The sequence below is a fragment of the Proteus hauseri genome, assembly GCF_004116975.1.
Classification (GTDB): Bacteria; Pseudomonadota; Gammaproteobacteria; order Enterobacterales; family Enterobacteriaceae; genus Proteus; species Proteus hauseri.
Map to the genome: position 1 here is coordinate 354707 of NZ_CP026364.1, position 16454 is coordinate 371160.

11 protein-coding genes and 1 pseudogene are annotated in these 16454 nt (G+C 34.7%); 10 read left to right on the forward strand and 2 right to left on the reverse strand.

What is annotated here, in order from left to right; genetic code table 11:
* Nucleotides 1-459 precede the first annotated feature (459 nt).
* From PH4a_RS01775 to PH4a_RS01785, 3 genes and pseudogenes are all read left to right on the forward strand, one after another.
* Nucleotides 460-660: pseudogene (locus PH4a_RS01775) on the forward strand (hypothetical protein); the annotation flags it as partial.
* Nucleotides 661-773: 113 nt separating this feature from the next.
* Entirely contained in the window at nucleotides 774-1625 is an 852-nt protein-coding gene (locus PH4a_RS01780) for an aldo/keto reductase (RefSeq protein WP_129037291.1), read from the forward strand.
* Between the two features lie 40 nt (nucleotides 1626-1665).
* Nucleotides 1666-2655 carry an aldo/keto reductase gene (locus PH4a_RS01785; RefSeq protein ID WP_129037293.1) on the forward strand — a complete coding sequence of 330 codons (990 nt, stop codon included), beginning with the start codon at nucleotides 1666-1668 and terminating at the stop codon, nucleotides 2653-2655.
* A 64-nt stretch (nucleotides 2656-2719) separates the two neighbouring features.
* On the opposite strand, the gene PH4a_RS01790 is transcribed toward PH4a_RS01785, so the two are convergent.
* Nucleotides 2720-3613 (reverse strand): LysR family transcriptional regulator, encoded by an 894-nt coding sequence (locus PH4a_RS01790; protein ID WP_129037295.1) that lies wholly within the window; start codon nucleotides 3611-3613, stop codon nucleotides 2720-2722.
* Between the two features lie 729 nt (nucleotides 3614-4342).
* On the opposite strand from PH4a_RS01790, the gene PH4a_RS01795 reads away from it, so the two are divergent.
* From PH4a_RS01795 to PH4a_RS01820, 6 genes are all read left to right on the forward strand, one after another.
* Entirely contained in the window at nucleotides 4343-5338 is a 996-nt protein-coding gene (locus PH4a_RS01795) for an HlyD family secretion protein (protein ID WP_244212923.1), read from the forward strand.
* Between the two features lie 67 nt (nucleotides 5339-5405).
* A complete protein-coding gene (locus tag PH4a_RS01800; protein WP_244212924.1) occupies nucleotides 5406-7604 on the forward strand; it encodes an ABC transporter permease in 2199 nt (732 codons plus the stop codon).
* 369 nt (nucleotides 7605-7973) lie between these two features.
* Nucleotides 7974-8666, forward strand: coding sequence for a response regulator transcription factor HprR (gene hprR, locus PH4a_RS01805; RefSeq protein WP_129037299.1), 693 nt, complete (start codon nucleotides 7974-7976; stop codon nucleotides 8664-8666).
* Nucleotides 8641-9999 carry a heavy metal sensor histidine kinase gene (locus PH4a_RS01810; RefSeq protein ID WP_129037301.1) on the forward strand — a complete coding sequence of 453 codons (1359 nt, stop codon included), beginning with the start codon at nucleotides 8641-8643 and terminating at the stop codon, nucleotides 9997-9999. Before hprR ends, PH4a_RS01810 begins: the two co-directional genes overlap by 26 nt.
* A 128-nt stretch (nucleotides 10000-10127) precedes the next feature.
* Entirely contained in the window at nucleotides 10128-11138 is a 1011-nt protein-coding gene (msrP, locus tag PH4a_RS01815) for a protein-methionine-sulfoxide reductase catalytic subunit MsrP (RefSeq protein WP_129037303.1), read from the forward strand.
* Entirely contained in the window at nucleotides 11138-11737 is a 600-nt protein-coding gene (locus PH4a_RS01820) for a protein-methionine-sulfoxide reductase heme-binding subunit MsrQ (protein WP_129037305.1), read from the forward strand. Before msrP ends, PH4a_RS01820 begins: the two co-directional genes overlap by 1 nt.
* A gap of 216 nt (nucleotides 11738-11953) precedes the next feature.
* On the opposite strand, the gene PH4a_RS01825 is transcribed toward PH4a_RS01820, so the two are convergent.
* Nucleotides 11954-12544, reverse strand: a complete 591-nt coding sequence (locus PH4a_RS01825) for a histidine phosphatase family protein (RefSeq protein ID WP_129037307.1) — start codon at nucleotides 12542-12544, stop codon at nucleotides 11954-11956.
* Nucleotides 12545-14926: 2382 nt separating this feature from the next.
* On the opposite strand from PH4a_RS01825, the gene PH4a_RS01830 reads away from it, so the two are divergent.
* Nucleotides 14927-16453 (forward strand): L-lactate permease, encoded by a 1527-nt coding sequence (locus PH4a_RS01830; protein WP_129037309.1) that lies wholly within the window; start codon nucleotides 14927-14929, stop codon nucleotides 16451-16453.
* The last annotated feature ends 1 nt before the right edge of the window (nucleotide 16454 follow it).

Genomic DNA, 16454 nt, shown 5'->3' on the forward strand with positions numbered 1-16454 from the left:
CTCCCGATAAAATATGCAAAATAGGTTTAGATAAGATTATCTCATAAAATCAGGAAGGTTTGGGCTGGTAAAACTAAAATTGTATCAGCCTTTTTTAACGCAGTATTAAACAGTACCCAATACTACTGCATTCGCAGCTGAATATAAGCCTAGTTAAGGAAAGGGGGAGAAAACGGGTCATCAACAATATATAAATCAATAGCGTCAGTATTTGTTATAAACTATACCGTTCCTGTATTTTTTTGAGTTTAGAGCACCTATGCAAAGTAATTTCCATCGTTCAGTATAAATTTCTTTTATTTATATGCCGTAGTCACATAGTCCAAATCGACTAATGCTTGGTGATGTATTTCATATTGAACAAAAATTCAGATCTTCAAGAAATAGATAGCAAACACATTATTTTATTTATGAATTAAATTTATATGCGCTATCAAAAGCCCCATACAAAATAGCTGACGGGTACATCTTGCCATAACAAGAGAATGACGAGATGTGGTCAATCGATATGGGGGTGATGTGGTCGTTATCCATTTACCTAAAATTGGCATTAAAGAAAATACCTATTTTCCTTTTTCAGATCTGAACAATATTCAAATTACTCATTTAATTAGCCAGTTTCTTGAGCAAAAAATCTACAGTAATTCACTTCTATTATGAGTAGAACCCATTATTTATGAATTCTGCTCATAAACCCTAGAAAACTAGGGCCTCTAATCTAATCAATAAATCTACGCTATGCTTTATTCCAACAAGGATAAAAGGAGCACATTATGCAAACGGTTAAGTTAAACAATGGGATTGAAATGCCGCTGTTAGGCTTTGGTGTCTTTCAAATGACAGATGCGGCCGAATGTGAACGCGCTGTTCTTGACGCTCTTGAAACAGGCTATCGCTTAATTGATACCGCAGCATCTTATCAAAATGAGACTCAAGTCGGAAACGCACTCAAGCACAGCGCAATAGCGCGAAAAGATTTATTTATAACCACAAAATTGTGGCTACAAGATACCAACTATAAAGGTGCGAAGGCGCAATTTGAGCGCTCATTAAACCGCCTGCAACTCGATTATGTAGACCTCTATCTTATCCACCAGCCTTATGGCGATGTCCACGGTGCATGGCGTGCAATGGAAGAGCTCTATCAAGCAGGGAAAATCCGAGCGATAGGTGTCAGTAATTTTCATCCTGATAGATTGGCTGATCTTATTGCGTTTAATAAAGTGATACCCGCAGTCAACCAAATCGAAGTTAACCCATTTAATCAGCAACTATATGCTGTGCCGTGGATGAAAAGTAAAAATATCCAGCCAGAAGCTTGGGCGCCTTTTGCTGAAGGTAAAAATGGATTATTTCAGCATCCCAAATTAACGGCTATCGGTGAAAAATACGCCAAGAGTGTTGGACAAGTCGTTCTACGCTGGTTATTTCAACGGGGGATTGTGTCACTGGCTAAATCAGTTCGTAAAACCAGAATGGAAGAAAATATAAACATCCTGGATTTCACTCTAACCGATGATGAAATGATGCAAATCACGGCAATGGATACTGCAACAAGTGCATTTTTCTCACATCGCGACCCTGCGATGGTCGAATGGCTCACTAACCGCAAGATAGATGTGTAGTCATACCAATAATCTCTAGTTAATTATCAGGACATTAATCATGAAAAAACGTTTTCTCGGTAATTCAGATCTTGAGGTTTCTGCGCTTGGATTGGGTTGTATGGGGCTAAGTCATGGTTATGGTCCAGCCACAGATAAACACCAAGCCATTGAATTACTTCGTGCAGCAGTAGAACGTGGGGTGACTTTTTTTGATACCGCAGAAGTCTATGGGCCATTTTTAAATGAGGAAGTAGTAGGTGAAGCATTAAAACCTTTTAGAGATAGCGTCGTTATTGCGACAAAATTTGGTTTTAACTGCAGTAATGAAAACAAACAACAGCTTTTAAATAGCCGTCCAGAACATATTCGTAAAGCCGTCGAAGGTTCATTACGTCGGCTCAAAACTGACGTTATCGACCTACTGTATCAACACCGTGTTGACCCTGATGTACCGATTGAAGATGTGGCAGGTACAATAAAAGATTTAATTTCAGAAGGTAAGGTAAAACACTTCGGTCTCTCTGAAGCTAGCGCGCAAACAATTCGCAGAGCACATGCCATTGAGCCTGTCACCGCACTGCAAAGCGAATATTCTCTTTGGTGGCGCGAGCCTGAAGATGAAATATTACCTGTGCTCGAAGAATTAGGCATTGGATTTGTGCCCTTTAGCCCATTAGGGAAAGGATTTTTAACGGGTGCAATTAGCGCGAATACCACATTCAACGACGATGATTTTCGTAGCAAAGTCCCACGCTTCAACCCAGAAGCTTTAAAGGCGAATGCACAACTGGTCACTCTGTTAGCAGACCTCGCTAGCCAGAAAGGCGTCACTTCAGCACAAATCGCGCTGGCTTGGCTATTGGCACAAAAGCCGTGGATTGTGCCTATTCCGGGTACAACGAAACTACATCGTTTAGAAGAGAATTTAAGTGCCGTAGATATCATACTCACTGAGAATGATTTGCAAAAAATTGCTCACGCATTAGAAGCAGTAAAAATTATCGGGGAACGTTATCCCGCAGCGTTACAAGCACTGATTAATCGCTAAATACATCTTAGGTTGGTGGCCGTCAATTCATTTATCTCACACTGCCAACCTTTATTTCTCATTTTCACTCACTATAACGCAACTCATCAATCAATAATGCAAACGCGGGAGGATGCTGTTTTCGACTCGGATAATAAAGGTAATAACCTGAAAACGTCGGGCACCAATCGCGCAAAACTTGAATGAGATCTCCTGACTTTACTGCACTTTGAATGGTATCTTCAGGGACACAAGCTACACCAAACCCAGACAGTGCTGCATCAATTCGCTCAGATAATAAATTAAAGGTTAATTGCCCTTCTACTCTTACTCGTAACGATTTACCCTCTTTTTCAAACTCCCAATGATATAACCCTCCTGCGGTAGGAAGACGCATATTGATGCAGCGATGATGCTGTAACTCATGAGGGGTTTGCGGTATGCCTTGAGATCCAAAATAACTCGGTGAGCCAACAATCGCTAAGCGCATATCAGGACCAATCCTAATAGCGACCATGTCCTTATCAACACTTTCCCCCAAACGTACACCCGCATCAAAACCGCCATCGACAATATTAACAAATCCATTATCAACTACTAATTCGACATTAATATCGGGGTATGTACGCAGAAAAGGTTTGAGTTTAGGCCAAAGAAGACTACGTGCTGCATGCTCGCCCGCTGAAAGACGAATATTACCAGATGCTGTGCCATTCAGCTGAATGATATCCTCTAATTTATGATTAAGATCAGCCAGTTGGGGTTCAAGGTAGGCAATAATCTTTTCGCCCATTTCTGTAGCAGCAACACTTCGTGTTGTTCGTGTTAATAACCGTGTGTTTAAACGCTCTTCCAATGTTTTGACTGCATGACTCAGTGCTGATTGAGAAACACCCAGTTTAGCTGCAGCTTTGGTAAAACTTCTTTCCTTTGCAACAGCAAAAAAAATTTGTAACTCATTAAAGTTATCTTTTAGCACAATGTATTCCTTAATATAGCTTTAAATTTTGTATCCTTTCTAGCAAACCACAGAATGCTTGAGTGTTCTTTTTCTACATTTTATATATTTCGGTAATAGTTACGCCATAGCAGCATAGTAAGCTTGTTCATATAAATAGATAGCTGAAGCACAGAGTTGCTATATCGCCCTGCAATCACTGAATGACACAAAGATCCTTTATTTTCTGGTGATCAGATGCGGCTTTTATTCCACGATGACATAGTCATAGTCAAATATCCTAAATATAAGAGTTTTAATTATACTTTTGTCCTAAAAGAGCAAAAAACTGAAGTTTAGATAATTATTTATACTGTGTATTTTCGCGTTAATTTTAATTCTTTCACTGCAGAATGTGGATAAAACCGCCATTGAAATTTGGTATTTCAAACAGGATCGCTGCGATAATCAACAGCAAGTAAACGTGAAGGATAAATTGTAACGTTCAATTTGCCTTAAACCTTAAATTAGGCACTAATAATCAAACTATCTAAAAATTTTAGGTAATTATACTGCAATAAGTCCTATTTTATGAAGATATTGGAAATATTAAGATGTTTAAGGAGACGAAGAAACGTATAATGAAAAAATCTCATGGTAAAAATATTAGCATTTTCATTGAAGAACGAAGATAACTTTGAACTAAACTCAACATATTGTTGAAATAACGCCAAACCACAAAAATAGCGAGAATCTAAGGATATAAAGGGCATGACGATAAAGAATAAAAAAATAAAGATAACCATACTTATCGTTATAATAATGGTGTTATCTGCTGGATTTATTTTATCTCACTCTTCTGAACATGAGATATTAGAAGGCATTGTTGATACAGATGAAATCAATATCACAAGTAAAGTCACAGCAAGAGTTGATAGTCTGCATGTCAAAGAAGGAGATAGCATTCATAAAGGACAATCCTTAGTCAGCTTATATGACAGACAAACCACTGAAAATGCGCTACAGACAAAAGAAGCGCTAGCTGCGGCTATAGCTAATCAGGATAAAGCATATAATGGGGAACGCTCAGAGTACATTGAATCATTAAAAGCCAACTGGATCAGTGCTCAAGCGGATGAAAAAAACCTCAAAATAACCACTGATCGAGTGGTAAAACTTTATGAAAAGAGCAAAGCCGTCTCTACCCAAGAGCGCGATGATGCCATTGCCAAATATAATGTTGCTAAGCAGAAAACAAATGCTGCCTATGAGCAATATATGCAAGCTAACCGAGGTAACCGAGCGGAAGACATTCGCATTGCTGATGCTAACGTAAATGCAGCTAAAGCCGCGTTTGAATCAGCGAATTCGCTAGTCAGCGAACTCAGTGTTCTCTCAAATAACAATGGAGAAATTGCCAAGCGTTTTGCCAATCAAGGTGAGCTGGTTTCTGCGGGTAAGCCAATATTCAGTATGATTGATTTAAACAATCTATGGGTAACCGTTAATTTACGTGAAGATCGTTTCAACGCATTAAAAATAGGTGATGTGATTGAAGGAACTATTCCTGCACTGAAAGATAAAACGGCGAAATTTGAAGTGTTTTTTATTAATCCCAAAGGTAATTTTGCCACCTGGCGAGCAACTCGTCAGTCAAGCGGTTATGACGTCAGAACATTTGAAGTACGGTTACATCCAATAGATAAAATCGAAGGAATGCGTCCGGGTATGTCTGTTATTTTTGATTGGCCTATTGGTAATGATTAAAAATACCTTTTCAAAATTTTCAGCTTCATTGATAGATGAAATTAACTTCATCTATCATGATCGCTATATGAAAATTTTACTGTTTATTGTGCCGATATTTTTGTTAATTTTTGTCAGCGCAATGTTCAGTAATGGTGTGCCTGAAAAGATACCCGTCGCACTGGTAGATCATGATCATTCCTCATTAAGCCGAGAAATAATCAGGAATATTGAAGCATCAAAAAGTATTGAGTTAATCGAAACACCGGTAAATGTTACACAAGCTCAACGCTTGATGAAAAGCATGAAAATCTATGCATTTATCGAGATACCAAGCGGTGCATCGGGTTCAATTCTCCGCCAAGATGATAATGCGGTAGTCATTCGCTATAACGGGCAATTCCGGTCAACGGGTAATGCCGCCTCTAACGGATTACAATCAGCAGCAAGTGATGCCTTTAGCTCACTTAAAGACAGGAAACTATTAGGCGTTGAGCATAAAGGTGCGAGTGACCTATCGCTAAACATACAAGTGGTTAATATCAGCAATCCACAAAATAGCTACGAAAGATTCTTAACGCCAATTGCAATACCCGTGTTGCTAAGTATAGTTCTGAGTAGTGCTGTAATTTGTGCTATCGGACGTTTTTTTGAAAACGATAAACTCTACGCTAGTTGGGTAAATAAAAGCAGAGCCTGCCTATCAATTCAGATTATTGCTCGCATCCTACCCTATATAGTCATTATTTTTCTCTGGAACTTAATATATAACGTCTGGCAAACAGTGGGACGAGGCTGGCCAATTTTAGGTAATTCATGGATTTTAATGCTGGCGATATTTATGCTGTGTCTTCTTACTGCATCTATTGCCATTATGTTTATCTCAATAACACGAGGCGTACTCACCGCATTAAGTATTTCAACGGTGTATACCAGTGCTGCATTAACCTACTCTGATGGCACACTATCTATTTTGAATGCCAATGGCTGGGCTCAATTTTGGAGTAATTTTCAGCCATTTACTCACTATTATCGCATACAGCTTGAGCAAGTTAATCTTGGTAGCGATATTACAACAAGCCTTTACCAATTTGGTATTTTGTCACTTTATATCATCATACCTTTAGCTGTTTCTTTTATCCTGTTGGGTAAACACAAAGATAAACAGTTACCCGCTGCGTTCCAAGAAAATATAAATTTTAATGGTATTACACAGAGCTTTATCAGAACTATGACATCAATAAAAAGATCTCAGCCTATATTTTCAACGGCTGTTATGTCATTAATTCTCTACAGCATCTTCTACCCTAGTGCTTATAAAGCGCAGGTTAACCTCAAACTCCCTGTCGCAGTTGTCGATTTTGATCAATCATCCTTATCACGTAACTTAATCGATAATCTACAAACCACCCGTGAGATTGATGTCACTCATGTTGATAGCTCTTTGTCTAATGCATTAAATTTATTGCGCAATAGAAAAGTTTCTGCCGTGATAACTATTGATAATGATTTTAAAAATAATCTTATCCGAGGTGGAGATGCAGGGGTTGATATACACCTATCCGGTGGCTATATGGCTGTGGCAGCAGATCTGAGGTTGGCCGTAACTAATGCAATAAGCTCTACGACAGATGTCAATAGATTAGCACCACAAGCCACTAATAATATTATCTCGCTTCCGCTATATAACCCTACGTTAGGATACGAATCTTTTATTATGCCACTGGTGTTTATTATCATACTTCAACAAACACTTATTTTTGCTAGTTCTATGCTCATTGCATTACGTAACAGCATGGGTTTAAGCAAAATAAATGTATCACAGTTTATCGGAACATTTTTGGGCTTATTTATCGTTGGCTTTTTCGGGGCAATATTTGTGTTTGGTTGGGTTTATTACTTACAAGGATATCCCAACGAGGGTAATATATTTTTGCAGCTCTATCTGATTATTCTGTTTTCTGCAGCTGTAAGTTCAATGGGTATGTTACTTGGTAGTTTTATGGATAATATTAATCGCCCTATGCAAATTCTATCTGCTACTTCGATGGTTATTTTTTATGCCTCAGGCGCCTCGTTCCCTACGTTTAATATGCCTGGCTGGGTTGTGACAACGATGGAAATATTCCCTTCGAGTACAATGGTGAGTGGATTTACCATGTTGAACTCTCAGGATGCGAATATCCAAGAGTTAATACCGGTGATCATAAAAATAACGTTGTTAGCAACAATATTATTTTTACTGGCAATGTATCGACTGGTTTGGCGGACACCCAAAGTTGCCTGATATTACTCAGTGCTGATGATTTAGCTAGCTATATTCTTTAACCCAAAAATACACTAATTTACTCCACCTATTGATTATATTAGAGACTAATATAATCAATAAATCGGCACTATTATTTATATCAGTAAAAAATTATGTTATTAACTAATCCATTCAGGTTAACCGATGATTAAAAGCGACAAATCATTACGAAGGACAAACTAAAAATGTATTTTTCTTACACCAAACCCCGGTGATAGTTGCCCAGTGTTTTTCCGTATTCTTTAGTCGAGCATTCTATATCATATCCACCTTATTTATTTTATAAATAATAAAGTTAACGTAAAAATTAATATTAAATAGTTATTTAAAGAGTTTAAGGTAATAACAATGAAAATACTCTTAATTGAAGATCATCAAAAAACAGCGAGTTGGGTTAAAAAAGGACTAGAGGAAGCGGGATATACTATTGATACCATAAGTGATGGTCGAGATGGTCTTTATTTGGCGTTAGAAAATGATTATGACTTGGTTATTCTCGATATTATGCTGCCTGGTATGGATGGTTGGAATATTTTAAAAATATTACGCACATCAAAATCTGTTCCTGTAATTTGTTTAACAGCAAGAGATGCCGTAGGTGATCGAGTAAAAGGATTAGAATTAGGAGCAAATGATTATTTAGTAAAACCATTTTCATTTTCAGAATTATTGGCCAGAGTTAAAAATCAATTACGAGTACAAAAAAATATTTCACCCATTATTGAGATTGCGGATCTAAAAATTAATTTGTCTCGCCATGACGTTGAGCGCAATGGTATACAAATCTCAATGACACGCCAAGAATATTCTTTATTACTATTTTTTGCTTTACACATTAATGAAATATTACCAAGAACATTGATTGCAAGTGAGATTTGGGGAATTAATTTTGACAGTGACACAAATATTGTAGATGTTGCTATTCGCCGTTTACGAAAAAAAATTGATGATGGTTTTGATATTAAATTAATCGAAACGGTTAGAGGCATGGGTTATAGACTAAATGGGATCAATAATGAAAAAAAAATCATTGAGATTTAAGATTATTTCTTTATTTATCATACTGATGGTTGTAAATGCAGGGTTTATGGCTTTAACGCTTTATCAATCACTCAAAAATGAATTAATATCCCGTGATAATACCTTACTGGTAAACCGAGCAGATCAATTAGCTAAATTAATTAATAGCGGAATTGATATCCAAACTTTACCAATCTATTTCCAACGTATGATGGATATGCAGCAAGATATTATTTATATTACCGATGCCCACAATAAAATTTTGGTTGATACTAACTCAGATATCCTATTTTCAAATCACCTGAAAACTGTTGATGTGCAAAATATAGATTTAAACGCAGTTACCTATTGGGAAACAACATCAGGTGTACCTGTTTCTGCCATTAGCTTTACAATAGAGTCACCAATAGGCGCATTAAATGTGGTGATAGCTAAAGCTTCCTTTGTTCGCATCAGTATGCTAAGTGAATACTTAAGCAAAATCATCGTCATCTCATTAGCGTCTATTTTATTTATGGGAATACTAAGCTTCTGGTTAATTAAACATGGACTGAGTGATATCCGTTTTCTTAGCCAAATTACGGCTAAAACAGATATATATACTCTTAACCAAAAAATAAATATTTCACGACTACCTAATGAGCTTAAAAGCTTGGGGGAATCATTAAATATAATGAGGGAAAGGCTAAAAAATGATTTTATAAAACTAACTCAACTAGCAGATGACTTAGCCCATGAACTTAGGACACCCATTAATGCAATAAAAGTTCAAAATGAAATTATGTTACAACACTCTCGCTCCGCTGAGGAATATGAATCAATTATTATTAGTAATATTGAAGAATTAGATAAACTGGCAAAAATCATCGAAAATGTTTTATTTATAGCCCGAGCTGAGAATAAAAATATTATATTAAATAAAGAAAATCTGTCTTTATCAGACCTGATCGATAAAGTTTATAATCTATTTTCATTTTATGCAGAAGAAAAAAATATTGAGCTATTAAAAGAACCAACAACATTGGTCATCAACGCAGATCATCTGCTACTTACTCGCATATTAATGAATTTAATTTCAAATGCGATTAAGTATTCACCTGTTAATACACAAATAACTACTCAATGTAAAAAAGAACATAATCAACTCGTTATTTGCATAAGTAATGTTGGAGAAGAGTTGAATCCACATGAACAGATATTTACGCGTTTTTGGCGTGGTGATAATGCAAGAACAACGGATGGAAATGGTTTAGGTCTGTCGATAGTACAGGCAATTATGACATTGCATGGAGGTAAAGTGAGCTATAAGTATATAGACGGACACAATCTATTTTATTTAACTTTCCCATGCTAAATACGCCACATGACAAAATTGTCATCATAATGTCAGCTTTTTTTTAAAACATCTCAGCATAATTAGCTTATTAATCGAATAGACTTTTTAAGGATCTATACGTTTTTTAATTATGCAGAGGTAACATAATGAAAAAAAATAGAAAAAGTAACCTATCAGAGATTACACCTGAATCTATCTTTATGATGAAACGACGAAATTTACTAAAATTATTAGGCGTTGGAGCAGCAGGGATAGCCGTCTCATCGGCTGTAAAAGCGGATTTATTTTCATGGTTTTCTGAAGATAACAAGCCTACAACGCTCAAGTCACCTTATAAAGACTTACAATTTATTCAACCAGATGAATACAAATCTTCATTACCATTAACTCCTGAAGATAAAGTAACGGGATATAACAACTTCTATGAGTTTGGCCTTAATAAATCTGATCCTGCCGAATATGCACATACAATGAACACAGATGAGTGGACATTAACCATTGATGGTGAAGTAAACCGACCCCTCACCTTAAATTTAGATGATATTAATCATAAATTTCAATTAGAAGAACGCATCTACCGTATGCGCTGCGTTGAAGCGTGGTCTATGGTGATCCCTTGGGTAGGATTTCCATTAGCAAGTTTACTTTCTTTGGCTGAACCCACTAGCCGAGCAAAATATGTTGCCTTTGAAACACGTTACGCACCACAGGAAATGCGAGGACAAAATAGTCGCTTTATTGGTGGTGGTTTACAATACCCTTATGTTGAAGGATTGAGATTAGATGAAGCAATCAATCCCCTCACCTTATTAGCAACAGGGGTATATGGAAAATCACTACCAAATCAGAATGGTGCACCAATTCGCCTAGTTGTTCCTTGGAAATATGGCTTTAAAGGGATTAAATCCATTGTCAGAATTCGTCTAACAGAATCAATACCACCAACAACATGGAATCTTTCAGCACCAAATGAATATGGTTTTTATGCCAATGTTAATCCGGATGTTAGCCATCCTCGTTGGTCGCAAGCAACAGAACGATTTATTGGTGCTGGTGGTTTAGGTCAAGTCACCAGACAACCAACATTATTGTTCAATGGTTATAGCGAGCAAGTAGCGCATTTATATAAAGGATTAGATCTACGGAGAAATTTTTAATGAAACCACAATATGGAATAGACGTTAAGTTATTAAAAACCATATTCCATCTTATTGGTTTATTGGCTTTTATTTGGCTTATTTATGCTCTCTATAATCAACAATTCAGCGCAGATCCTGCAAAAGACATTCAGCATTTCACAGGGATCACTGCATTACGTTTATTGATTCTATTAGCGCTAATCCCTATGGCTGCCGATTACTTAAAATTAAACGCATTATTTCAGGTAAGAAAACTATTAGGATTATGGTGTTTTTTTTGGGCGAGTTTACATTTAACGAGCTATTTACTACTGGAAATCGGTTGGGAAAATATAACGCTCTTTTTTAATGAGGTTTTTTCCCGAACTTATCTAATTATAGGAGCCATATGTTGGGTGATGTTATTCTTGATGGCTATCAGCTCATTCAAATGGTTACAAATAAAATTTAATAAGTGGTGGAAAAGAATACATAGCCTGTTTTATCCACTTTTGCTATTAGTTTGTATTCATTACCTTTTATCGTTGAAAACACTAACACCAGAACCTATTTTTTACTTATTAATGATTGGGATCACCTATTTTTATCGTTTTTTGCAACAAAAAAACAAGAAGTAAAATAACGAGATTTAGTGTATTGAATAAATAACATCTCAGGTAATAACTTATTTAATCTAACTGAGTAAAAATATGTTTTATGATATAAAAATGATTAAAAAAACATCACACCATCTATATAAATATAAAGTCACAAATTAAAGTAAGGTATAAAAAATAAAAGTAGAATTATTAATCATTAAAAACCAATAAAATGCATTTATCACGATAAAGTGATTATAAAGTGTGAACACAATTCTCTGAAACTTCATTTAACCCTTGTTGTCTCTGTTCAAATAAAACGCTTTTACCCCCCTCTTCATTTCGGATTATTTTTAAAATATAAATACTATCAAAATCACTACTTTTCCACTTCGGAATTAAATCAGGGTCTCCCCCTTCTTGCTTCATTATCTCTTTAGTCACTTTAACTAAATTATCATGTTCCCATGCAATAAAAATAACTGTATTTTCATATTGGTTACTCAATAATTCTTCTTTCAACCCTTTTATTTCTTTTGCATGAAAATTAAGGTGAATAGGTAGTGAGACTCGAATTGCCGTTGGCGTTATTGTTTGTAAAGAACGTAATGAATTACCTAACTTACTCTGCTTAGGTGCAGCGGCAAACAATGCGTTAGGTTTACCAAATTGATTAATAAGTACATCTGGCAGAGATAAAGCACGGTTTAAACCTTTGCAGGTTAATTGCCCGCTGTCATTATCCGGTTTCTCACCATGTCTTACAAAAACAAGTGTTTGTTCTGAATATGCCATATGACTAAATCCTAAAATCAGTAAGCTAAAAAAAATAACTATTTTACGCATCTATTTTTGCCTTTATACGAATTAACAGTCGTTTTATCTTATTATTTTCTTATACACAATATACAGCATGCCCACTGTTACAAAAGTTAAAAATAGAAAAGATAGTATCTATCTAAATGTTACCTTTATATTATGCCAAAATTATTAAAACTAATTGACTACAAATAAGTTGTCGTAATCGTCATACTAGTGGCGACCCCATTAATTACAGATGCTGTTGCTGGATAAGTATAATCAAATGCTAAAAAACATTAGACCAATCATCGAATGGTCCTCTTATCATGACCCGATAACACTGCAATTTGCATATTTTCGTTATGGATATCGGCGATGACATCTCAATTCATATAAGGAGTACATTTTTTTGCTCTCTAATGTGCCGCCATTGTTTAAATCAAAAAGTCAAAAAGTCAAAAAGTCAAAAAGTCAAAAAGTATCGATGTAGCATTTGTACAAAAAACTACCATTTTTACATATACATTTACTATAAATTATCTAATTAACTGATAAAGTTTTCACCTTTATCGAAAAAGATAAAAAATATATCTAAAGGGATCTTGAGGTAAAAAATCATTTTTCTTTTTTACACACCATTGTGTGTTTAATTAATATACAAAAAACAAAGACCGTTCCCCTACTTGAACCTTCTAACATGATTTAAATTTCTATAGCTTCAATACTACTTCAGTGATTGTGTTACTCTTTTTTTTCTAAAAAAGAGACTACTGTCTCAAATGTTAAATCCTAAAACATCGCTAACATAACCGCCGATATTTTTTATCAACTAATAATATAAATTAGAGTATAAAACACAGCAATACGACGCATTTTTTTACCCTTTAGTTACATTGCTACTGTGAATTATTATTAGAGCAAACACCATATTTTTGACAATTTATCATCAACCACCGAGAATGTAAGAAAAACGCACTATGAGAATAAAACCATCATGCCAAAAACACCATATAGAAGAAAATAATATCAGTACGTAACTAATGAATTTTTCCCTTAGTTAGGTTCTAAAATTAAACAAATAACCATAAGACCAAATTAAAAATCAAAAAAAAATAATACTGACACAAGATAGATAAATCGGTATCGTTTTTCTACAAATAAACATCATATATGAAAAGTGAATTTATCAAATAATTAAAATATAAATTCTGAGAATTTAAAATAAACAAATAGCAAAAATTTACTAATAAAAATTATAAATAAAAATAGCTAAAACTTATTTTTTTAGTAAAAAAAATAACACAAAAGAGTAGTAATTAAAAAAAACACGATCAACATGATGATTTTTCATTTCAAAATCCACATAAACAATCTACTTATAATGCTGATTTGTAATACAAATAAAGCATCACACAACGCTAGTATTTTAGCAGCCTAAGCGCGATAAAGACCTCCATCACTGATGCTAAAAGAACATTTTAATTATTTAAACAATAAATATAAATTTAGTAAAATTGTATAATTCAATTTATATTATCATTTAAAATAGAATTAAATAAATTTAAAATATTAATAATAAAAATATAATATCTATAGGTCTAATTCAAAGTAAAGCTTATTAAAAACCTTCACAGAAATTATCAAAATTAACAAACAAAACAATAATATTTTTAAAGATAAAAAATTAATAATAATTTTAATTATATTAAAATACAATATTAAAAATAACAGTTAAATATAAAAACAAAAAAACTAAAATTTAAAAAACACGGATAAAAACATAGAAAATTTAATAAAAAAATAACTTTAACATTTTAATAATTAATTTTTATAATTTTATAAGTTAAATTAAAATCAAGTTTATAACTTAAATATATTATTAAAAAACAACGCTAAAATACCGCTTTACGGCCAATATAAACCAACCAAAATACATTAAAAAATTTTATCAATTTAGTGCGTAGAAAAATAATTTTTAAAACAGAAAAAGCTTTTTTTTACTTAGTGTGTCCATAAAGTTATCGCGATGAAAAGAATAATGCTGTACTTTTTTTCATCTAAATCAATATTTGCAACAACATTAATAACTCAATTACATTGATGAAAGTCAAAAAATCAGCCAATTAATAACCAAATCATAACAAAAAAGGATTTTTTTTATATTTGTCACACAATTGATTTTATTCTATTACATCTCTTCAAATATTCCCTACAATAGCCAACTTATCAAACCTGACAATCTCCTATGTAATTATTATGAGCATTGTTTAGTTAGGTAACTATCTTTTTTTACTTATAGTTTATCGTTTCAGCAAAGTAGAGCATTAATAAAACCGAGTACCCTACACAATAAAATAATGACCAACTTATAGTTTTGCCGACGCAGTAATAAACGATAAAAATTGCAAACTTAAGGATAAAAATAACATGTCAGACTATCTATCATTTTTATTGGGAATAGTTCCTTTGGCTGTTCTGATTTTTATGATATTAAAGATGAAATCTGCAGTTCACCATGCAGTGCTTGTCTCTTTAGCTATCTCTGTCGTTCTTGCTATTTTCCATTGGAACAACACCCTCCAATTTGCCTCAATGTCTGTGCTTTATGGTGCAGTGAAAGGATTGTGGCCAATAATCATCGTTATTCTTGCCGCTATTTACAGTTATAACTTAATGTTAAAAACCGGTGGCATGGAAGTTTTAAAAAATGTGCTAGCAGGCATTAGTGATGATAAGCGTGTGCAAGTGCTGCTTATTTCATGGTGTTTTGGTGGTTTTCTAGAAGCAGTTGCAGGATATGGTACTGCGGTTGCTATCCCTATCGGAATTTTAATTGCATTAGGATTTGATCCATTCAAAGCCGCTGTTGCCTCTTTAGTTGCCAATACTGTGCCCACCGCATTTGGTGCGGTAGGGATCCCGGTTTCTATTCTTGCGCAAAATACCGGGCTTGATGTCCTAATTTTAAGTAAAACGATTATTATTCAGCTAGGATTATTTAATATCTTGCTGCCGTTCGTTATTGTTGCGATAGCTGGTGGCGGAATTAAAGCCATTAAAGGTGTGGTATTTATCACTCTGATGTGTGGTATTAGTACACTTATTCCACAATATATCGTCGCCGCCAATTTAGGTGCAGAGTTACCAGCTTTTGCTGGTAGTTTAGTGAGCCTTGTTGTTGTTGTTTGCCTGGCTAAATGCATGAAAGGTAAAAATAACAATAATAAAAATACTAAGAAATACACTGCAAAAGAACTGCTGACAGCAAGCTCTATCTATTTATTCACTTTTATTTTTATTCTTGCTTGTTCACCACTGTTCCCAACATTACAAAGTGCAGCTGGTGCTATCTCTACAAAAATTCCATTTGTATTAAGTGATTCACAAACTGAATATCAAACTATTGCTTGGTTAAGCACTCCGGGTGTGTTGATTATTCTAGCGAGCTTTGTGGGAGGAACAATTCAAGGAGCCAGCGTTTCAACGTTGATTTCAGTATTAGTTCAAACCACTATCCAACTAAAAAATTCCATTATTGCCATTATGGCGATAGTTGCGATGGCAACTGTTATGGATTTCAGTGGCATGATAGGCAGTATTGCTGAAACACTGGTCGATTTAACCGGCTCTGGTTTTATCTTTATTGCCCCAGTGATTGGTGCGTTGGGAACCTTTGTAACCGGTAGTGACACCAACTCTAACGTGCTGTTTGGTAAGTTACAAACCAGTGCGGCAGCCAAACTCAATATCGACCCATTCATTCTTGCCGCGGCAAATACCTCGGGTGCAACCGGCGGTAAGATGATCTCCCCTCAAAGTATTGCGATAGCGGTTTCTGCGACCAAAATGGATGGCCAAAGTAGTGCCATTATGCGTGAAACCCTAAAATATTGTATCGCTTACATTGTTATTCTTGGGGCAAAAATTGGCATTATTTATCACCTAATGAATTAAC